A 20,263-nucleotide genomic window follows, 5' to 3' on the forward strand; every position below is an offset into this window, starting at 1 on the left:
CAATATTCTATAATGGATTTATTGAATGAACTCATATAACTGAAAATGCTGTGAAGCAATTGCTATACACAGCATAATCAGCAAATATAAGATTTATTATTTTTTTAATATTTTTATATTAATACTTATTGGTAATCTAAAACGTAAGCGACTGTAGATTTAACAGAACCGGCTGTAGCTGCACCTAATGCCTGCATACGAGCAGATAAATTAATAACATTTGTTCCTGCATTTAAGCTTTGCTCAACAGTATCATTTGTTTTTAAATTTGTTCCACTTGCATTTTGGAATAACACACCAACATTGGTAGCAGTACCAGTACTTGCCCATAAGGTGCCTGCTGCATCCATTTGGCCAGTGAATTTAACTGTTACTTTAGAATAATCAGTACCACTTGCAGTAGGGTCCAAAATACAATCCGTTAATTCTAATGTAAAATCAACATTTGGACCTTGTGAACCAGCTGTTTGTAATGATGCCGCTGGAACAGAACCTAATTGAACTTCTTTGTTAACAGAAGAAGGAGCAATAGTACAAGCACCCGTATTCACTGTACCATTAAATTCAATAGTACCACTTCCTACATCCGCAGCGAATGAAGTTGATGCAGCAGTGAATGTTAATGCGATAATTGAAGATGCTAATAGCGTCTTTTTCATTTTAAACCCTTATTTCATGATATTATTAATATATACTAAGGCAATACCTTAGTTGGTACACAGTCATACCAATCGTATTATTGATATAACTAGAATTCAGTTAACTTTATTCGTATCATTATTTTAATGACTTGAGATGTCCGATAACATGTGAAGTAATATAACCACTAACATGAACCGTAAATATAAGGAGATCCTTAAAACAAATACTAATCTTCATTTTTTTTATTTTTTGAATAAAAACCATGACTTAATAATGAATTGTATTCAGAGGTCCAATTTTTTGATTGTTCTAAATCTATATCTTCAAGGAAATAATGAACACTGACTTTAAGGAAGTCTGCAATCATAACTAATGAATCGATATCTATTCTATTAATACCTCGTTCATAGCGAGAAAACTGTTGTTGACTAACATTCAAAGCCATTGCCACTTCAGTTCCCGTTAGTCCATACTCCCTTCTAAGCTTCTTTATTCTGCTCCCTACTATTTTGGCAATAGGATATCTAGCTGCCATTTTTATTTCCTTTCTGAATAATACAAAGTAGATACTGAATAACATAAGAATAACTAACTGCGAGCAATACTAATTAAATAAAATAAAAATAACAAATTCACATACGAGTAATAAATAAAACAAAACATTAATTTTATTTATTAAAATATCTGATTTTTGACTATTAATATATGATTTACCCTTAATATAAGTAAGGTGTATGAAACATTGTCTAGCGAACTCATCATTTTTCGGGTAAATGCCATCATCAAATATGGTTACTTATCTCACATATCCTAAAAATACAGTTTTTTTATCTAACAAATCTTCAATGTGAAATGTTATCGATTAACCAAACGTTAACATTTTCTTTTTGATGGCATTTTATATCCCCAAGATAGAGTGAAACATACATCTATAAAATAATAAGACTTAAAGCTATAAATGGCTAAATTGATTGAAACTATGAAAACAAAAAAGCCCATCATATTCAATATGATGGGCTTTCATGAAATAAGATGAGGTAACGTTAACGGTATGAAAATAATACATTTACAGTATTACTAAATTGCCCTGATTTAATTGGATCATTACTTTTATTCGATAATTCAGCAGTATATTGGTAGCTTCCAGGTCGTTGCTGAGAAATTTGACCTTTATAGTAATACTGGTCAAAGTTGATTTCCTGTCCTAAATTTTTATCCGTAATTGCAATTTGTAACCCATTGTCAAACATCAAATATTTTTTATTCACAACACCACTGTTACTTTGAAAAGCCACGCTAACTTCAAGTGCCGCTTCACAAGTAGAAATAGGCGTTAACGTGATATTAAAATTCTCTTTAACCGTTTTACCATTATTGAATTGCTCAGGAGTAAGCTCTTTAAAATCAACGACTTTATCGCTCATTGTTACTATCGGAGTGGGACAATAGTTAACCAACTTCCCAACTAGACGGATAGTATATAAGTCTCCTATACGTTGCCCTACTCCATCTGTATGATAACCAACAACAAAATTTCCTGTATCAAAAGATTTTAGCTCACCATATCCTCTTTTTAGCGTAAACACATGCCATAACCCAATATTTTGTGTACCTACCCCCCAAGAACCTACTTCTAAACGCGGTGTGTTCGGTGCCGTAATCTCAACAACCTTGCTAAGGCTATAAGAATGTTGATAAACCTGAATACCACTAGATAAGAGATATGCCTTAGTCTGGGCTGGCGTTTGGTTATAAAACCAAATCGTTCTATCCGCTACAGACCCCGAAAAATTACATTCCCATGCCATCATCGAGCGTCCACTGCCTAACTCAGTGCCTATAGGAATAGGACCAGGAGTTGTATTCATATCAATCGATATCAAAGGTAGAGGAAACCAGGCATTCCCACTGCCAGGTTTACAATTTACCCCCGCATAAGACGACGCTCCTGAGAGTAATAATAAAGACCCTAATATGCCTTTAATCAGTCTTTTCTTGTGATCTTTTTTTGTATGATTAAAGCTTTTCATTTATTTTTTCGCCTGTGGTAATAACTGGCAAGACTGTGATGAATCACATTGGTATTTATTAAACTTTAACCCACCAAAGTCATCAATATAAGCAACCTCAAAACTGTTCCAAGATGGATTTTTTAATGTGACAACAGCATCACTGAAAGGTGCAACGACAGTTTCTGGAAATTGGTTATCCTTGCTTCTATCCACATTAATATTCGTAACAATAATATTAAATGGTGTTGGGTTAGTTAATTTTAAACTTCCACCTTGCTTAGCGACCTTAAGATCCTGTTGAAAATCTTTATCCGCAGACAATGGGTAATTAATTCCCTTTGGGCGATAGAACAGTTTCAACCGTGATTGGATGGTAAACTGCACCACATTCGCTTCTTTGCCTTGCGGTGGGATCCCAAGAACATTGAAATATAATAAACTTTCTCTATCTTGCGGTAAGGTATTCAGCCCTTCCATATGCGTAATTTTAATTTGTTTTTTCTGTAGCGGCCCTATTTTCTGTAAAAAGGGAAGTGCCACTAAAGAGTTTGTTAATTTATCGCCTTTGGCGGTTTCTATCCATGTCTGTGCTAAAAATGATGATGTTTTATCTTGGTTATCAACGACTACACTCGTACCGCCATCCGCTTGATTCAAAATAATACGAGTCCGGTCAAGCCCTAATACTGCTTGGGCTTGCGTCATTACGCCAGATAATAAAACAACCGAAATTACCTTTTTAAAGAATGTCATTTTTCACCCATTTTTTCGTTATTTTACTGATTGCACATGATGGCATCACTGCTTTTTACCAGAATACTGTCGGCAGAGAAGTTGCATGACTTTCCTTCTCCCCAACTGATACTTAACTGGTCGCCCATATTTAACCCTGTTAAGTAAACAATACCGGATTCTGCAATGATCCCAGAAACTTTATTATTCGAGGTATTTGTCACCACTGCACCCAGTGGTGGGTATTGGCCATTCACCAATTTAATGCGTGAAATTAATGATTTGCCGATGTCAGCATCCATTTTGATATAACCAATAGCGCCATCCGTTAATGCCGTTTCTAAAACGTTATCCTCAACGTTAACAGTATCTGGTAAGTTGTTGACATCCACTTTGTATTCCATATTGTAATAAGTCGGTACATTACTGATGGTCGCTAACCCAAGGCCGTTGGTGATAGCATGGCTATTTTCAATGATGACACCTTTCGCTTTAGGGACATCAACCACTAAGCGAGATTGGTCACGATACGTTAATCGATGCGCTGAAATACCATGTTGTGTCGCTGTAATTGAACCACTCACCATAATACTCGCTGAATTCATTGAGTCCGATAATGCCCCGCTCATTTGCAACTGCCCTGTATCACCACTGTGTGAAATAAACGCATTCACACTTCCTTGAGATAAACCGTCTTGAGTTGATGCTGTCAGGTTATAGTTTGTATCTTTATTCACATAATTACTGTAGTTGACATTATTAGTATAGCGCTTATCTTGATCACTATAAGAAGCAAAGTAAGAAATTGAGGCATTTTGGCTTTCAGTCTGTAATGGCCGACTTACCGATAAATAAATTTGATTATCCGTTTTATCAAGTGAGTTACGCGATTGATTTAAAGATAAAGAAACGTTCCCCCCTTTCATAAATCCTTCATCAAAAAATTTATTTAATCCAATACTAAAATAGTTGTTTTGTTTGCCATTCCAATAAGTTTTACGTGATGCAGTGATATTCGCACTTGCATTCATAAAATGTAATTGCTGTGCATATGACAGTGAAAATACATGTTTATCTTTATCCAATTCACCTTGCGATTTATCACTAAAATTCTTTTCAACAAAATTAGATAATGAATTAAACGTACGGTCAGCAAAGCGGTAACCAGTTAAAGTTAATTGCCCATCAATACTCGGTAAATTTTTAGCGTAATTAATACGATAGCTCTTTCCTGTTTCTCTTGTACCCACATCGGCATATGATTGGGTTACATCAACAGAAAGAGCACCTAAGAAACCTAAGTTTTGGCCAACACCAAGGTTGATTGCACGATATTGATTATTTGATGTAGCAACCAGGCCCCCAAACACTGAAGTGTTATTAAGAACCCCGATAGAATTTTCAACTGTTATAAAATTCTTATCGATATTTTCATTATTTTCTGGCGAAAGTTGCCCTAAATTCATGGTATAGCGCACTTGGCCTTTACGGGTCAAAAATGGAATATTCGTGGTAGTGTATTGGAACGTAGTTTCTTTACCATTATCTTCGGTCACAGTAACATCAATTGTACCCATCACAGACTGGCTCAAATCTTTAATAACAAAAGGCCCTGCGGGTACTTTGATTTGGCTAATAATTCGCCCATTTTGAGATAAAGTCACGGTCGCATTCGATGCAGCAACACCAGTGATTTGCGGTGCATACCCTCTAAGGTTAGGAGGCATCATACTTTCGTCAGTAAAGACACTGATCCCTTTAAAGCGTACACTATCAAACAAATCAGATTTAATATAAATCTCGCCGACAAATAATTTTGCCGATAAACTCGCCATATCTCTGAATGCATAAATTTGGTCCCATTCAAAGCGGCTTTTTTTATCATTACTGCTGTTAACGAGCTTATTTTCATATTGATAATTCGCACGTAAACGCCACTCAGCAAGGTTAGCACCCACATTACCAAATGCGCTGAGGTTATTACGATTACCAGAACCTTTTCGGTAAAAATTATTATCACTAACCGTATAATCTAAAATTAAACCAGCAATACCGTAGTCACGTAACTCAGGACTAACCCAAGATGAATACACCGCTGCAAGGTATTTTTGTGGAATAGAGATTGTCAAAATTTGATCGCTGTCATTAAAATCGACAGTGACATTTTTATCCAACGCACTAATATTGATACAATGGTCTTCTTCCGAAGATAGTAATATTTCTTTTGCATCTTCAGTTAATGGAAAGCGTTTAATAACACTCTCTGTAATACAAGGTTCAATTATTCCATCATGGCTAATAAATTTAATTTTCTCGCCACGTAAAATTCTTTTTCCATTTAAAACAATATCTGTCTCATACAAACCTTCACTAAAGTTATTTTTTTCAAAATAGCTTAAGTCAATATTATCATCGACAGATAAATTTAGTGCATTTATATTAAATGTTTCTGCATTAGAATATCCACCACATACAAGAAGTGAAATGATATAACAAATATTTTTTTTCTTAAAATACATGATTTCACTCTTTTAATTAAAAAATGCAGAGAAAAGGCTTTACGCCAAAAAGGCGTAAAGCAATTAGCAAGTAAATAAAGATGATATTACTCGTAGCTTAATACATAGTTCGCAACAGAATTAATACTACCTGCTGTCGCTGCACCTGTTGATTCTACTTGGGCAGATAAAATAATTGTTGTTTCTGCTTCTTTTAATTTTTGCTCTAAAACATCACCAGGTTTGATTGCTTTTCCATCATTATTAAAGAATGCTACGGCAATATTATCTGCACTACCTGTATTTGCCCATAAAGTTGATTTAGTTGCATCTGGTTGTCCATTAAATGCAATTTTAACTTTAGAATAAGGTGTTCCTGGTGTACCTGAATCTAACTGGCAATCTTGTAATTTTAATTCAAAAGCATTTAGTGGACCTGTTTTACCTGCAGCTCCTAAGTTTGCAGCTGAAATACTACCTAATTGAACTTCTTTATTTATATCTGAAGGTGCGATAGTACATGCACCACTATTAACTGTACCTTTAAATGTAATTTTACCTGAACCAGCATCCGCAGCCATTGCAGAAATAGAAGTTGTTGTTAGTGCCAAGAAAACTGCGATTAATGTTTTATTCATCTTGCATACCTTATTAGTTAATAATTAATTTCTAGGAATTTATTTAATTTCTAGGGGTTTATTTAATTTCTGAACGAGATGAATAATACTCAGCATTCGAGTTAAATAATACAACTGAACTGTGTATTTAAGCTGTAGAGTGTAACTAAACATAAAAATCATAACTAATTGAAATTTAATAAATAACACATCACCCCTCTTGTCATTTAAAGTTAAAATCCTGATGGTCATATAAAAAAACACGAACAAATCAGAATAAAAATCTGCCATATGATAAATAATAAGCATTAAATTTAGAGATAAACAAAAAATAAAGGATTTAAATTGAAAAAAGGAAAAATGCAAATTAAAACATCATAAATACTCTAAAAATGCACTTATAGAGACATTTATTTACATCCATTCAAGATTCTGTTACCAATTCAATAAAAAATAAAGTATCAATCCATCCTAATATAAGTAAACCTTTTATAAATCAATAAACTAAACTATGAGTAAATATTTCAATACATCCTCTTTTATAATTTAATTTAAGCTATTTACTCAAAAAGAATCTCGTTCATTCTCTTTTTTATGTAAAAATAAAAATAAAAAACCAATTAATACAATGAGATATTGATATTTTATTTTAATCATAAAAAAGCTGCCTTAATAAGCAGCTTTTTTAGTTTTATATAAAGAAAATAAACTGTACTTAACTTCCCGGCGTGAAATAAATTGGTGAGCCAGGACCGACAGGGATGCCCAACACAAATACCCAGACAATAAAGAACAATGACCAGCCGATCAGGAAAATGATTGAATATGGCAACATCATTGAAACTAATGTTCCTATTCCTGCATCCTTCTTATATTTCACAACAATCGCCATAATTAAGCCAAAGTAACTCATCATCGGCGTAATAATATTTGTGACCGAGTCGCCGATACGATACGCGGCTTGGATAGTTTCTGGCGCGTAGCCCGCCAACATCAACATAGGTACGAAGATAGGTGCAGTGACAGCCCATTGTGCGGATGCAGAGCCAATCATTAAGTTAATGAATGCGCAGATAAGAATAAAGCCAATAAACAGTACACCACCATGAAGGTCAATACTATTTAAGAAGTTGGCACCTTTAACCGCAATAACTTGCCCGATGTTTGTCCAACTAAAGAAAGCAACAAATTGCGCAGCAAAGAAAATAATAACCAAATATAAGCCAAGCGTGCTCATCGCACCAGCCATTGCATCCACGATATCCTTATCAGAGCGCATGGTTTTAGCAATATAGCCATACACAATACCGGGGACAGCAAAGAAGACAAAAATAAAGACCACTATCCCTTTTAAGAACGGCGAGTTACTCACTAACCCAGTGTCTTGGTTACGTAATATTCCATTTTCTGGTACTACCATTAATGCCAAAAGTGCTGCCAATCCCCAAAAAGTCACAGATGCCCAAAATAAGGCTTTTTTCTCTAACGGAGTGACATTTGCCGAGGCATAGAGGCTATTTTCATCATCATCTACTGCACCGCCGGTGTATGGGCCAAGCTGTGGCTCAACAATTTTTTCAGTGATCAAATAACCTAAAATAGTGATTAAAAACGTACTGGCAAACATAAAGTACCAGTTTGCTTCTGCGCCCACGATATAAGTTGGATCAATGATTTGTGCGGCTTGTTGAGTGATACCTGACAATAACGGGTCAACCGTGCCTAATAATAAGTTTGCTGAATAACCTCCAGAAACACCAGCAAATGCCGCAGCAAGGCCGGCTAAAGGGTGACGACCTAATGAATGAAAAATGATAGCTGCGAGCGGAATAAGTACCACATAACCTAACTCTGCCGCGGTATTTGACATGATCCCAGCAAACACGATCGCCATTGTGGTTAATTTTCGAGGGGCTTTGGTGACCACCAAACGCATGGCTGCGGAAAGTAAACCTGCTCGTTCAGCAATCCCCACCCCTAATAATGCGACGAGTACCGTTCCTAACGGTGCGAAGCCTGTAAAATTGGTGACGACATTCGCAATAATTTTTCGGATCCCTTCGGCATCCAATAAACTCACAATATGAATAATACCATCTTCTGCGCGCCCTTTTGCACCTTCGGGACGAGGGTCTGGCACGCTGACACCGAAGTACTGACCAATTGCTGAGGAAACTAATAAAATCGCAATTAAAATAATAAATAAAATAACAGGATGTGGTAGAGCATTACCTAACCACTCAACCGTTCTTAAAAAACGGCTTCCCTCTTGCTTTTTTTGTTCCATATTTTCTCCTTATAAACAAGAAAAACGGACATTACACAATGTTTTTACTTTTTGCTATTTACAAATAGATAACTCTAAATCAACAAAATTCATGCAAATCAGATATAAAATTCAACATAATTAGGACCAACTCATTTTTATTAGCTATTAATATTATTAATTTAGTTAAAGTGGGTAATTACAACCAAAATAATTCTGGTAAATTAATTTTGATAAGTGTGGTCAACATAACAATTTTTATATTATCTATGGCTTTTTTTCGTCATTTATCACTAATTAAATATCATTTTTTAGCAGTTTTATTTTATATAAATTGTAAAACCCTTATTTATTAACACTCGATAAAACCTTGCTTATAATTCGGAATAACAAACCTAATAAAGAATAATCTGCCAATTTATTTATATTGATATGGAAGGTTATAATAGTAAAAAAACAACTCATGGAGCCTCTATTATGTCAGTTATCGACCTTTGGGCTGAACGCCACATTCAAGAATCACTAAGCAGAGGTGAACTTTCAAATTTAGCTGGGGAAGGAAAAGCTTTGCAGCTTGAAGATGATAGTCTGGTTCCGCCTGAGCTCAGGGCTGGGTATCGGATATTGAAAAACTCAGGTTATTTACCTGCAGAATTACAGCAAAGAAAAGATGTACTGACACTTAGCCACATGATACAAAGCCTATCAGTGAATGACCCAAATTATACATCAATGAGTAAGCAGCTGGCTTTGCTTGAATTAAAGCTCAAGCAAGCCAATATCAATACCGATTTTTTACATGGCAACTATGCAGATCCAATTTCTAAGCAAATAAATAATAAACCAAATAGCAAATAAACTTATGTCAAATAGTAAGTGAGTAAATATACGAGTAATTTGCCATTTTCTATAGTTTCTTAACACTTTTTTAAGAAAGCTCCGCAATAATCATATTAAGACTATTTCCCCCTATATTTATGCGAGCATCTTAGTATTATCAACCTCGACTTTATTATTAATAGACAAGGGATAAAGATGGAACAGAAACAATATTCTAGTAAATGGCAAAAACGTTTTGATTTCTTTGACAAGCATGGCGCACCTAATACACCTGAATTCAAAGCGGCGTTAAAAGCCGCCTCTTTCGGTGAGCGTATCCTCATTAACATGAACATTTTTGCTTTCTTCTTCGGTATTATTTACTTCCTAATTTTAGGGCTTTGGAAAAAAGGGTTAGTGATGCTTGGTATCACTATTGGGGTTGGTCTGGTTTTGAATATTATTGATTTTATGATTGGTGGAACTATCCCAAATGCAGTTTATACAGGGGTATCTGTCGGTATGTCCGCAATGTGGGCAATGATTGCTAACTATGCCTACTATATTAAAGAAACCAAAGGGTTGGATAACTGGAATCCGTTTGAAGGGATCCGAATGCTTTAAGTGACAATCAAATAAAAGTTGGCTGCTGGCAAGGCTGCCAATTTTTATCGCATAATAAAGTTTAGAATAGATAGCTACTCTAAATTAACACTCTGCAAACGATATTCATTCGGCGTTTTACCATAAAATTGGCGAAATGCGTGACTAAATGCGGAATGTGAGTCATAACCCACTGCTAATGCAATTTGTTCTATTGATGTGTTGGTTAATAATAAACTCCCAGCCGCTTCCATACGTTTTTGTAATAAAAATTGCATCGCTGTTAATTGTGCTTCTACCTTTATTTTGCGTTGAAGCGTACTCACTGACATACAAAAAGCGGTCGCCATATCTTCACAACTAATAGGATGATGTAAACGCAGTTCCACCCATTGAGAAACTTCATCAATCCATTTTTTTTCAGGTTTTAACTGAGCCAATAACAAACGGGCAACGGTAAAATTATGTTCGGGAGCTTGTGGAAAACTTTGCAACCAATTCAAAAGACCGACTGCGGCAGGTGTCAGAGTAAATTCCGTCATTTTTTCACTTAATGCCCACTGTGCTGTTGCAGGCATTTCTAATACATAATTTTGATTGCCGACCTGCCCACTAAAAGCGTGATTAACACTTGGCGGGATCACCATCCCCTTGCCTGCATTAAGTAAAAAGTGCTGCCGATACATGTTTATTTCCATTTGCCCAGATAACGACAAAACGACTTGCCACTGCCCATCATGTTGATGAGAAATGACTTCGTCCGAATATTGGCGAAAATGAAGCTCAGGCAATCGCAAAGGGCACACTCCTACTGATACAGATGATAGCAGTATAACCTTTTTACTGATAAATGGCAGTGATGGCACCGACTACAGTAGGCGGCAAGCAAACGAGACCCTAGAAGCATACAAAAGTATGTGACTAGGGCGAGTGAGTGAAACCAACAACGCGAAGTATAACTAGCATTAGGCTAAAAGGGCACCATTCGGCAAAGGTAAGTTAAACTCCGCAAGAACAATCGCCCCCGTTTCATCAGGCGCTCCGGTAATTAATACTTCAGATTTAATCCCCGCGATTCGTTTAACCTCAAAATTGCACACGCATAATACCTGCTTACCAATCAAATCTTCTGGCGTATAATTGACGGTGATCTGTGCGCTAGAGCGCTTGATACCCAATTCCCCTAGGTCGACTTCCATCACATAAGCTGGCTTTTTCGCTTTACTGTTAATTTGTGCACTAATAATCGTACCTACACGCATTTCAACACGAGTAAAATCATCCCATTCAATAATTTGCATAAATCTATTCCTGAATTAAATTGCTTATGTGTAATAAATTAACATACAACAGATTTTGCGTTTTATCGCCAGAACGTCATTTTATGTAGCCAGACCACCACGGGCTAGGAAGATAAGCAAAAAATAGCCCTCATTAGAAATTGAGGGCAAAAAATACAAGACAGGAAATAGGTTAAAATAAAAATTTCTTGTTAATTACATTGTTGAAAATGTATTCATAATGATCCCGCCAGAGATAATTAACCCCATCGCAAATACCGCAGGGAAATCGGGTTTTTGTTTATATAAAATCATAGAAACTAAAGTTACACCGACAATACCAAATCCACACCATAATGAATACGCAACACCGACTGGAATATAGCCCATTGCACGAGTTAAAGCGAAATAACATAAGCAATAAGCAATAATAACTAACACTGATGGCCCCAGTTTGCTAAAACTGTTGGTCTTTTTAATCATTGAAGTGCCCGTTATTTCAGAACCAATAGAAAGCGCTAACCATAAAAATCCAGTAAACATAATATTCCCCTTAACTTTGAATTAATGAGCTGTTTTATTTTTTGCTGATAATAATGAAGACTCAGTTTCATCTTTTGATGATTCTGTTTCTTCCGGATCATCTGAGCCCATCTTGGAGAATAGATTCATGATCACAATACCACTTGCAATCACAGCCATTCCAATTATGGCCGCAGTATCTGGATGTTGACCATAAAATAGCATGCCAAGGGTAGATACCATTAGAATTCCCGTACCTGACCATGTGGCATAAGCCAAGCCAACTGGAATATATTTAACTGCACGAGAGAGTGAATAATAGCAAATAACATACAACACAACGATTAATGCCAGTAATAATGATTTGGTCATACCTTCACTATTATCAAACATTTTTAAGGTCGAGGTTGCTGAAGTTTCAGAAATAATAACCGCCAGCATCCAAAGCCATGACTTTGCTTTAGGGGACATAGATAATACTCCTACGATAAATAGAAAGATTAAAATTAATTTTTAATTTGATTAAATAATTTTATTTTTTAAGAGACTTTAAATAATCGAATGCTAAATCTGTTAATTTATTTTCATTCGCACGGCACCCCCTAGGGTTATTCATTACTTCTTTTAAAGTAATATAGCGATTTTGATTTTCATTATTTATTTCAGGTTTTAAATTTTCATCAATACCTTTAGTTAAAAGCTTATTCTCTATTTCATTAAATGAATCAAAATAAACACCTAACTTAATTACTTTAGAGATATTTTCTCTAATTAACTGATTATAATTTTCATTTTTATTTAAACCTAAAACCTGACTTAATTCACTTTCAGGGCAGCAATGGTATTTCAATGCTAAGGTCGACATATTTTGTGATAAAGCCTGTAAGGCTAATTCACTTTCTTCACTGGCAAACAAACCATTGGCTATCTCACCAACTACTTTTGCATCAATGAAAGGTAAAAACAGGCTGTCATAATGGCTTAACCCATTTATTGATAAGGTGTTTTTATTTACAACACTTCCCAGTTCAGCCCATTTTTCAACTTGGGAAGACTGAAGCATGGATGCGGTGGCATAAAAGGAAAAAGCAACAGACTCTAGCTGTGCCAACCTTTGGTAAATGGCTTGCTGGTAACCGTCAACTGGCGATAATACGACCAGAACGTGTCGCTTTAACTGACGTAAAACTCGCTGCACAATTCGCTCGATCAGTTCTTCGTTCATTTTGCCACCATTCCTTAACCCGCGATGAATACGCTATCGTTATTGCGTAAACCTGCCGCATTCGCCTCATCAGTATCGATATGAAACTCAAGGGAAAATCGTTCATCAACTCTCACAACAACCTCATCGAATACCAAGCTGCGCTCACCTTCAGTACGGATATTCACCTTCTGCCCATTCACCACATTTAGTGCTCTTGAGTCCATCACGCTCATATGAATATGACGCTGGGCACAAATAACCTGCGACTCAAGATTGACATGCCCTGCCGGGCCAATCAGTAACGCACAGCCCGAATTAACCAAGTCACCTGATTCCCTAACAGGAGCCTTAATTCCCAGTGCGAAGCAATCTGCTTTTGAAACTTCTAATTGTGTTTTTGGGCGAACAGGCCCCAGTACTCTGACTTTACTAATCGACCCTTTTGGCCCCACCACCATGACGCATTCTTTCGCTGCAAATTGCCCCGGCTGTTTTAAATCTTTGAATGGCGTGAGTTGATATCCCTGACCAAACAACGCTTCAACATCCTGCTGTGAAAGATGCACATGGCGGTTAGATATTCCGACAGGGATAGCAATGTTAGAAATACCCGCTTGTGCTGGAGTGTACGCAGAAAGCCGAGCCAATATTTTTCCCATCAATTGCTCATTCATCATGATTTTTTCCCTTTACGCGGGTCATTTTTGACGTCTTTCACATTGATGTCGGTTTTGACTTCAGCCACTGGTGCTTCCGTTTTGGTTTCAACAACTGCTTTTTCCACTAACATTTCTGCTTTTACTTCCGACTGAAGGCTTTTCTCTAACTCGCCTTTTTTACTTTTCACTGTTAGCAATTTGCTGATCACACTTTCTTCAGGCCGCGCAATCACTAATGAGCCGACTAATAATTGGCTATTCGAAATTACTTCAATGCCGTGGTCAACCGCAGTACGAACGGCACTGATTTCGCCTTGAAAACAAACAGATACTAATCCAGAGCCTATTTTTCGATAGCCTATAATTTCTACACTGGCTGCTTTGCACGCCGCATCTGCAGCCTGTATGGCGGATGTCAGTCCCCGAGTTTCAATTACGCCTAAACTTTTCATCTGTCTCTCCTACTTAGTGACGAACCAGTCGAATATCGAAATCAAATTGTTTGAAGAATGCTTCAAGTTGGTCTAACTCTTCTGCACTATAGGTTGGGTCTTGCTTAACCGGATAAATCATGTCCAGTTTGTCGTATTTACCGCGACCTAACTGGTGATAAGGCAGAATATCGATGCGTTTTACATTGCCGCGTTTGGATAATTCCATTGCATAGTGGATAGCACCCGTGATGGCATCAAAGGAGTCGTTATAACCGCGAACAAGCGGCATTCTGACCACGATATTGGCACCAAGCTGAACCAGTCTTTCGAGGTTACGGCGAACATTTTCATTGCCAATACCGAATAGATTTTTATGCTGTGCAGTATCAATATGTTTGATGTCATAGAGGAACAGATCGACAACTTCCGCTAACTTTTCATAGTTTTCTAACGATGTCGTACCTTGCGTTTCTATTGCCGTATTGATCATCATTTTTTTACACTCACGCAGTAGCGCGACGGCAAAATCAGTTTGTAGGCTCATTTCGCCGCCACCGATTGTCACGCCACCACCGGAAGAAATATAAAAATCATAATCTTGCATGATGATGTCCATCATTTCAGCTACCGTGACATCTTTCCCCATAATGTCTAACGCATCACCAATACACACCTCTTCGCATTTACGACAGCCAATACAGTCAATGCTACGATTCACACGGTGAATTTGTTCACCGTGCTCATTAATAGTTTTGTAGTGGATCCCTGTCGGGCAGACATCAATACATTTCCCACAATTGACGCATTTATCATGGGAAAACATCACCTGAAACTGGCTGCTTAGCCCTTCTGGGTTAGCACACCACGGGCAACGAATATTGCATCCTTTTAAGAAAATCAGTGTTCGGATACCGTCGCCATCATAAATCGAGTATTTTTGGATATTAAATATCCGACCTTTAATCTCTGCCGCGCTCATCATTGCACCTCTAAAACTATGTTTATAAATCAAAAATTATTATTGTTGTTATAAAATGGCAGGTATAGATTCATACCTGCCTACATGGGTTTAGAACTTCTCAATTACAGTACGGCTAATAATTTCATCTTGAACTTCTTTACAGAGTTCAACGAAGTAGGCACTGTATCCTGCGACACGAACAATTAAATCACGATATTTTTCAGGCTCTTGCTGAGCTTTTTTCAGCATTTCATTATCAACATAACTGAACTGCATTTGGCCGTTGCCTAAAATAGATGCGGTTCTTAGCAAGGTGATTAAGCCATGGCGGCCTTCTGGGGTGTCCAATAAGCCTTTTAAGAACTTAAAGTTATGCACCATGCCAATGTTCATTGTTTCAACATTCATTTTACTGATTGATTTAATGATGGCAGTTGGGCCTTGTTTATCCGCACCTTGTGTCGGGCTGATACCATCGGATAGCGGCATCCAAGCCAAGCGACCATTGGCACTCGCCGCGGTTAATTCACCAATCGGCGTGTTGTTAGAGATGGATAAGGTTCCGTGGCTCAGTGTTGAATACAGCATGTCGTACTTACGGCACTCGCGCTCTGTCCACTCCGTAATATCCAGCGCATATTGGTCAACATAGTCATCATCGTTACCAAATTTAGGCGCATTTAAGCAGTCACGGCGCAGTTCGTCATAGCCTTCAAAGTTAGCTAATAAGCCATCACGAATTTGTTCAAGGGTGTAGCGACCATCTTCGTAAACCAATTTGCGAATCGCGACAATCGAGTCAACATAGGTTGCTAGACCAGAGAAAATCAGCCCTGGGCCGTGGTTGATCATCGCCCCACCCGCAGCCACGTCTTTGCCTTTTTCCATACAGCCTTCCACCAGCAAGGACATTAATGGTTTTGGTGCCACATCACGGTGAACACGTTGGCTGATGACGGTGCCGATAGCGGATAAGCGCACAATATGAGCAATCTGCGCTTTCACTGCATTATCAAAGTCTTCAAATGTTTTTAAGTCACGTAAATCACCCGTATCTAAGCCTTGATAGCTATCGAATAGCACCATGCGACCACGGTTTAATACAAACTCAATCGCAATTGGCCATTGGGTATAACCGGTTGATGTCCATTGATAAATACGGCCTGACTTCTGCGGTTCTACACAGCCCATCAAGCAGTAATCACGCGCATCCTCAAAATCGAAGCCTTTACGCAGCATCATTTTGATGTGGGAATCATCGAAGTGACAGGCAGGGAAGCCCATACCGGCTTTCACCACATCAACGATTTTTTCCATGTATTTCTGTGGTGATTGGTTGTGAATACGACAGGCCAGCGATGGCTGATACACTTTAACAAAGCGAACCGCATCCATAATTAAGTAAGTTAAGTCGTTACATGCATCGCCGCCTGAGCGTTTTTGTCCACCGACCGTTAAGTTGATAAATGGCTGGTAACCCGCGAAGTATTTCGCGCCTAATTCGCTCGACATCCACATTAATTCCGCACATTTGATGATAAATGCTTGCATCATTTCTAATGCTTGGTCTTGGGTTAAGCGGCCTGTTTTGATGTCATTTTCGTACATCGGCAAGCAATATTGGTCGAGACGTCCCAAAGAAAGACCAGTTTGGTTTTCTTCAATTTCAAACAGTGACTCAACTGTCCAAATACTTTGTAATGCTTCTTGTAACGTGGCCGGAGGATTGGCTGGCACGTTTTCGTTAACTTGTGCGATAGTCAGTAATTCTTCACGGCGTTTTTGGTCTGATTCCAGCACCGCTAATTCGCGAGCATGAGCAGCAATACGATGTGAATAGGCAATAACCCCTTCACAGGTTTCGATTGACGCTTTATAAAAATAAATGCGGTCAATATCATCAGGGTTTTCCATGCTTAACTCAGCCATTTTTGCCTGAGCATCTGCTTTGATACCATTCATTCCTTTGGTGAATAACAGTACGTCATAACCAGGGCAGGTATCGCCACCACCATTGATTTGGTGATAAGACAAGTCACTGACAAAGGTTTCACCGCTGAATTCCCATACACCCGCTTCGCGGTATTGAGCTTCACAAATTTCATCCAGTGAACGGCCTTCCCAGAACGGGGCTATTTCCTCGCGGATCACTTTTTTGTCTTCTTCCGAGATAACGAACGGATCTTGTGGGCGAGTTCCCATAGTGTCGAGTTCTTCGACCACCCAGCGCCATGCGATATCTGGTGAGAAGGCGCCTGCACGAGGTGCACCACAAGGATGACCCACAATCAGTTCTTCTGGTTGAATTAAGATTGGCGCAGTTTCACAAGCACGGCGGAATGCTTTCGCACGCAATAAAATTGGCGGTAAACCAGGATTATTTTTGACAACATCAGTGAAAGCGAGTGCACGATAGATAGACACACTTGGGCGTGCTTCTAAGTAGCGATTACGCAGGCGCTGTAAACGAGGCGTCAAACCTTCCATCACTTTGAATTCAGTCTCAACTTGAGCCGCCGGCGCAACATAGCTGGCATTTGGCGCAGCATATTGCGGCTGAATGCTATTTTTTCCGCAATATAAACGGACTTTCAAACCATTATTGATAGTACTGATGTTTTCATGTGCGGATAACATCATGGCTGATAATTCGTTAAGGCATACGCGCGGGTCATTTAGGTAAATGCCGTCTTTCAATGCATCGAACATTGGGTAGCCATCAACTTGCTTGGTTGAGCGAACTTCAGAGAGTTCAGCCAGTTTCAACCATAAACTTTCTACAATTTCATAAGCTTGTGGTTGGGTCAAACGGCCTTGTTCAATATCACGTTGGTAGAATGGATAGACCGCTTTATCGAAACCCATTGGGTTAACGGCATAGCTACCATTTTCTAAATGCAGGATCAGTTGCAGTAAATAGAAAGCTTGGCACGCTTCTTTAAAAGTTTGCGCCGGTTTTGCTGGTACATTGCGTAAAATCGCTGCACTTTCTTGTAATTCTGCGCGGCGATATTGATTAGATTCTGCCGCTGCCATGCTCTCTGCTTTAGAAGCTAAAGCTTGTGCAAAGTGAATGGCCGCATCACATGCATAAATCGCAGAACGGCAATTATTAGCTTCATCAATGCTATTGCGGCTAACTGCGCTACCGATATTTCTCACTCGGTTTTCTAGCTGTGCTTTGATAGCCAAGAAACCAATATTTAAAACTGCTAAGTAATCTGGCGCATCAACTGTGCTATCGCCAGCTAAAAAGGTATAAATACTGTGGCTGTCGATTTCATTTTCAGTATGGAAAATAGCTCCGCGAGGGGTCGATGATTGGCTGCCAATAATCAGCTCATCTTGAGCAATAAATGCAGGAAAGTGACGGATAAATTCATAAAAACGTTGTGCAGGTTTTATCGCCTGCGGTGCGCCAGACAGTTGGTTGCCAAGCGCTTCTAAAATATTGGCACGTTCAGTAATAATTGAGCTGTTGCGGGCACTTAAGCGTTCAGCCAGCATTTTTACGCGTGGGGTCAAAGCATATTTATTCATGTTAGCCTATCCTGATGTTCTTTCTAGTTTGTTGTTCATCACATAAAAGCGTTAACTGTTAAAAAGACTGTCTATACAGCACTTCCAGTTGCACCTTGCTCACATCCCGTGGATTGGTCGGAGTGCAGCTATCGCGCAATGCTTGCCCAACCATTTCCCCTAAACGGGCGTTAAAATCGAATTCATTAGTTCCGGTTGCTTGAATGCCTTTTGGCATATTCATTTCATCTTTCAATACGTTGATTGCCACAATTAGGCTTTCAACGCCTTCACGTATTGTTGAGGCAGGTAAACTTAAATTTTTCGCGAGATGGGCATAACGTTTTGCAGCTTCGTTATCGCATCGCCCTTCTAAATCCGCATTGAAAGCCACGACTTGCGCCATCAACAACGCATTAGCACGGCCATGAGGAATATGGAATACGCCGCCTAATGCATGGGCTAAGCTGTGCGTTATTCCCAGTGAGGCATTGGTAAAAGCCATTCCGGCAATGCATGACGCGTTATGCATTTTTTCGCGAGCCACTAAGTTGCTACCATCGCGATAGCAGTCAATTAAATGACCGAAAACTAATTGCACCGCTTTTTCAGCTAAGGCATCAGAAAAGTCAGACGCCGTGCGAGAAACATAGGCTTCTAGCGCGTGGCATAGCACATCCATACCTGTGTCCGCCGTAATAGAAGCGGGTACTGACTTCACCAGTGCAGGGTCTAAGATAGCCACATCTGGCAACATGAATTCATCAACCAAAACCAGTTTTTCAGACTGGGATTTGATCACTGAAAACGACGTCACTTCTGAGCCCGTCCCACTGGTAGTTGGGATGGCGATAAACTGCGGTTTGACTCGATTAACATCCTTTTTTGTGTGCCAGAGGGAGTAAATAACAGCTTTCGCAGCATCAATAACCGACCCACCACCGAGTGCAATCACCACATCTGGATATTGCATATCCATGATTTTCATACCGTTAACAATGGCTGAAATATCAGGGTCTGGCTTAACATCATCGTAGATCGAAAATGCGATGCCACTTTGAGTTAGCCTGCGAGTGACTTCATCGGCTAAGCCAAACTTCACCATCGCTTTGTCAGTGACGATAAAGGCATGGTGAGCACTCATGTGTGAGATAAAGTCCAATGCATTCGCACCGAATTGAACTTTAGGTTTAATCAAAAACTGGTTCATGCTGTTTTTACTCCTTGGTATAAACCTTCTCAACAATGGCAACCACTGACATGGCTTTGTAATTGTCTTTATTCAAAGCGAAGTAAGCTTCAGCTAAAACAATGTCGTTAATGCCTGCGCCAACACTGTCGACTGCCACATACGTTTTGTTTTTCAACGGTTCAAGGTCATCCCCTAGCTTGGTTACCATCAATAAGTTACTGCCGCTAAGTTCTTGACATTTCTGCGTTGCAACAACATGTCCAACTACCTTTGCGAGGATCATTGTTTACACCGCCTTAT

Annotated in this window: 20 protein-coding genes; 2 read left to right on the top strand and 18 right to left on the bottom strand. The window is 38.7% G+C overall.

The features are described from left to right. Positions 1–125 precede the first annotated feature (125 nt). The 7 genes from PSF09_RS04390 to PSF09_RS04420 form a co-directional block, all read right to left on the bottom strand. On the bottom strand, positions 126–659 hold the full coding sequence (locus tag PSF09_RS04390; RefSeq protein WP_004258955.1) for a fimbrial protein: 534 nt from the start codon (positions 657–659) through the stop codon (positions 126–128). Positions 660–868: 209 nt separating this feature from the next. Next, on the bottom strand, positions 869–1,177 hold the full coding sequence (locus tag PSF09_RS04395) for a helix-turn-helix domain-containing protein (RefSeq protein WP_210840283.1): 309 nt from the start codon (positions 1,175–1,177) through the stop codon (positions 869–871). 508 nt (positions 1,178–1,685) lie between these two features. Further along, positions 1,686–2,672, bottom strand: coding sequence for a fimbrial protein (locus PSF09_RS04400; RefSeq protein ID WP_272664396.1), 987 nt, complete (start codon positions 2,670–2,672; stop codon positions 1,686–1,688). Then, on the bottom strand, positions 2,673–3,407 hold the full coding sequence (locus PSF09_RS04405) for a fimbrial biogenesis chaperone (protein ID WP_272664397.1): 735 nt from the start codon (positions 3,405–3,407) through the stop codon (positions 2,673–2,675). A gap of 23 nt (positions 3,408–3,430) precedes the next feature. Then, complete coding sequence (locus tag PSF09_RS04410) at positions 3,431–5,905, bottom strand: fimbria/pilus outer membrane usher protein (protein ID WP_272683537.1); 2,475 nt, start codon at positions 5,903–5,905, stop codon at positions 3,431–3,433. Between the two features lie 86 nt (positions 5,906–5,991). Further along, a complete protein-coding gene (locus PSF09_RS04415; protein WP_115167985.1) occupies positions 5,992–6,522 on the bottom strand; it encodes a fimbrial protein in 531 nt (176 codons plus the stop codon). A 694-nt stretch (positions 6,523–7,216) separates the two neighbouring features. After that, entirely contained in the window at positions 7,217–8,788 is a 1,572-nt protein-coding gene (locus PSF09_RS04420) for an AbgT family transporter (RefSeq protein ID WP_210840512.1), read from the bottom strand. A 456-nt stretch (positions 8,789–9,244) separates the two neighbouring features. Between PSF09_RS04420 and PSF09_RS04425 the strand changes: the two genes are divergently transcribed. Continuing rightward, positions 9,245–9,625, top strand: a complete 381-nt coding sequence (locus tag PSF09_RS04425) for a DUF1992 domain-containing protein (protein WP_272664399.1) — start codon at positions 9,245–9,247, stop codon at positions 9,623–9,625. A gap of 177 nt (positions 9,626–9,802) precedes the next feature. Beyond that, entirely contained in the window at positions 9,803–10,210 is a 408-nt protein-coding gene (locus PSF09_RS04430) for a DUF2628 domain-containing protein (RefSeq protein ID WP_004907987.1), read from the top strand. Between the two features lie 74 nt (positions 10,211–10,284). On the opposite strand, the gene PSF09_RS04435 is transcribed toward PSF09_RS04430, so the two are convergent. From PSF09_RS04435 to PSF09_RS04485, 11 genes are all read right to left on the bottom strand, one after another. After that, positions 10,285–10,986 (bottom strand): AraC family transcriptional regulator, encoded by a 702-nt coding sequence (locus PSF09_RS04435; RefSeq protein WP_210840416.1) that lies wholly within the window; start codon positions 10,984–10,986, stop codon positions 10,285–10,287. A gap of 168 nt (positions 10,987–11,154) precedes the next feature. After that, positions 11,155–11,490: a tRNA-binding protein gene (locus PSF09_RS04440; RefSeq protein WP_210840417.1), complete on the bottom strand. Its 336-nt coding sequence runs from the start codon at positions 11,488–11,490 to the stop codon at positions 11,155–11,157. 195 nt (positions 11,491–11,685) lie between these two features. Beyond that, positions 11,686–12,012, bottom strand: coding sequence for a DMT family transporter (locus PSF09_RS04445; protein ID WP_004907976.1), 327 nt, complete (start codon positions 12,010–12,012; stop codon positions 11,686–11,688). Positions 12,013–12,033: 21 nt separating this feature from the next. Beyond that, a complete protein-coding gene (locus PSF09_RS04450; protein ID WP_210840418.1) occupies positions 12,034–12,462 on the bottom strand; it encodes a DMT family transporter in 429 nt (142 codons plus the stop codon). 61 nt (positions 12,463–12,523) lie between these two features. Then, positions 12,524–13,216, bottom strand: a complete 693-nt coding sequence (locus PSF09_RS04455; protein ID WP_272683538.1) for a hypothetical protein — start codon at positions 13,214–13,216, stop codon at positions 12,524–12,526. Between the two features lie 14 nt (positions 13,217–13,230). Beyond that, a complete protein-coding gene (gene pduL, locus PSF09_RS04460) occupies positions 13,231–13,875 on the bottom strand; it encodes a phosphate propanoyltransferase (RefSeq protein WP_210839017.1) in 645 nt (214 codons plus the stop codon). Next, positions 13,872–14,309 (bottom strand): BMC domain-containing protein, encoded by a 438-nt coding sequence (locus tag PSF09_RS04465; protein ID WP_272683539.1) that lies wholly within the window; start codon positions 14,307–14,309, stop codon positions 13,872–13,874. Before PSF09_RS04465 ends, pduL begins: the two co-directional genes overlap by 4 nt. Before the next feature lie 13 nt (positions 14,310–14,322). Continuing rightward, positions 14,323–15,273: a choline TMA-lyase-activating enzyme gene (gene cutD / locus PSF09_RS04470; protein WP_272664404.1), complete on the bottom strand. Its 951-nt coding sequence runs from the start codon at positions 15,271–15,273 to the stop codon at positions 14,323–14,325. Between the two features lie 87 nt (positions 15,274–15,360). After that, positions 15,361–18,792, bottom strand: a complete 3,432-nt coding sequence (gene cutC / locus PSF09_RS04475) for a choline trimethylamine-lyase (protein ID WP_272683540.1) — start codon at positions 18,790–18,792, stop codon at positions 15,361–15,363. Between the two features lie 58 nt (positions 18,793–18,850). Continuing rightward, entirely contained in the window at positions 18,851–19,981 is a 1,131-nt protein-coding gene (locus tag PSF09_RS04480) for a 1-propanol dehydrogenase PduQ (RefSeq protein ID WP_272664406.1), read from the bottom strand. Positions 19,982–19,988: 7 nt separating this feature from the next. Continuing rightward, positions 19,989–20,246 (bottom strand): EutN/CcmL family microcompartment protein, encoded by a 258-nt coding sequence (locus PSF09_RS04485; RefSeq protein ID WP_004259057.1) that lies wholly within the window; start codon positions 20,244–20,246, stop codon positions 19,989–19,991. Positions 20,247–20,263 lie beyond the last annotated feature (17 nt).

Source organism: Providencia sp. PROV141 (assembly GCF_028481645.1).
In the GTDB taxonomy this organism is placed as follows: Bacteria; Pseudomonadota; Gammaproteobacteria; order Enterobacterales; family Enterobacteriaceae; genus Providencia; species Providencia rettgeri.

Excerpts from the sequence above, each read along its gene's own strand:
- PSF09_RS04405 (WP_272664397.1), bottom strand. The coding sequence starts at position 3,407 with ATGACATTCTTTAAAAAGGTAATTTCGGTTGTTTTATTATCTGGCGTA.
- cutD (WP_272664404.1), bottom strand. The coding sequence starts at position 15,273 with ATGATGAGCGCGGCAGAGATTAAAGGTCGGATATTTAATATCCAAAAA.
- PSF09_RS04395 (WP_210840283.1), bottom strand. The coding sequence starts at position 1,177 with ATGGCAGCTAGATATCCTATTGCCAAAATAGTAGGGAGCAGAATAAAG.
- PSF09_RS04445 (WP_004907976.1), bottom strand. The coding sequence starts at position 12,012 with ATGTTTACTGGATTTTTATGGTTAGCGCTTTCTATTGGTTCTGAAATA.
- pduL (WP_210839017.1), bottom strand. The coding sequence starts at position 13,875 with ATGATGAATGAGCAATTGATGGGAAAAATATTGGCTCGGCTTTCTGCG.
- PSF09_RS04420 (WP_210840512.1), bottom strand. The coding sequence starts at position 8,788 with ATGGAACAAAAAAAGCAAGAGGGAAGCCGTTTTTTAAGAACGGTTGAG.
- PSF09_RS04485 (WP_004259057.1), bottom strand. The coding sequence starts at position 20,246 with ATGATCCTCGCAAAGGTAGTTGGACATGTTGTTGCAACGCAGAAATGT.
- cutC (WP_272683540.1), bottom strand. The coding sequence starts at position 18,792 with ATGAATAAATATGCTTTGACCCCACGCGTAAAAATGCTGGCTGAACGC.
- PSF09_RS04455 (WP_272683538.1), bottom strand. The coding sequence starts at position 13,216 with ATGAACGAAGAACTGATCGAGCGAATTGTGCAGCGAGTTTTACGTCAG.
- PSF09_RS04415 (WP_115167985.1), bottom strand. The coding sequence starts at position 6,522 with ATGAATAAAACATTAATCGCAGTTTTCTTGGCACTAACAACAACTTCT.
- PSF09_RS04400 (WP_272664396.1), bottom strand. The coding sequence starts at position 2,672 with ATGAAAAGCTTTAATCATACAAAAAAAGATCACAAGAAAAGACTGATT.
- PSF09_RS04480 (WP_272664406.1), bottom strand. The coding sequence starts at position 19,981 with ATGAACCAGTTTTTGATTAAACCTAAAGTTCAATTCGGTGCGAATGCA.
- PSF09_RS04440 (WP_210840417.1), bottom strand. The coding sequence starts at position 11,490 with ATGCAAATTATTGAATGGGATGATTTTACTCGTGTTGAAATGCGTGTA.
- PSF09_RS04390 (WP_004258955.1), bottom strand. The coding sequence starts at position 659 with ATGAAAAAGACGCTATTAGCATCTTCAATTATCGCATTAACATTCACT.
- PSF09_RS04425 (WP_272664399.1), top strand. The coding sequence starts at position 9,245 with ATGTCAGTTATCGACCTTTGGGCTGAACGCCACATTCAAGAATCACTA.
- PSF09_RS04450 (WP_210840418.1), bottom strand. The coding sequence starts at position 12,462 with ATGTCCCCTAAAGCAAAGTCATGGCTTTGGATGCTGGCGGTTATTATT.
- PSF09_RS04430 (WP_004907987.1), top strand. The coding sequence starts at position 9,803 with ATGGAACAGAAACAATATTCTAGTAAATGGCAAAAACGTTTTGATTTC.
- PSF09_RS04410 (WP_272683537.1), bottom strand. The coding sequence starts at position 5,905 with ATGTATTTTAAGAAAAAAAATATTTGTTATATCATTTCACTTCTTGTA.
- PSF09_RS04465 (WP_272683539.1), bottom strand. The coding sequence starts at position 14,309 with ATGAAAAGTTTAGGCGTAATTGAAACTCGGGGACTGACATCCGCCATA.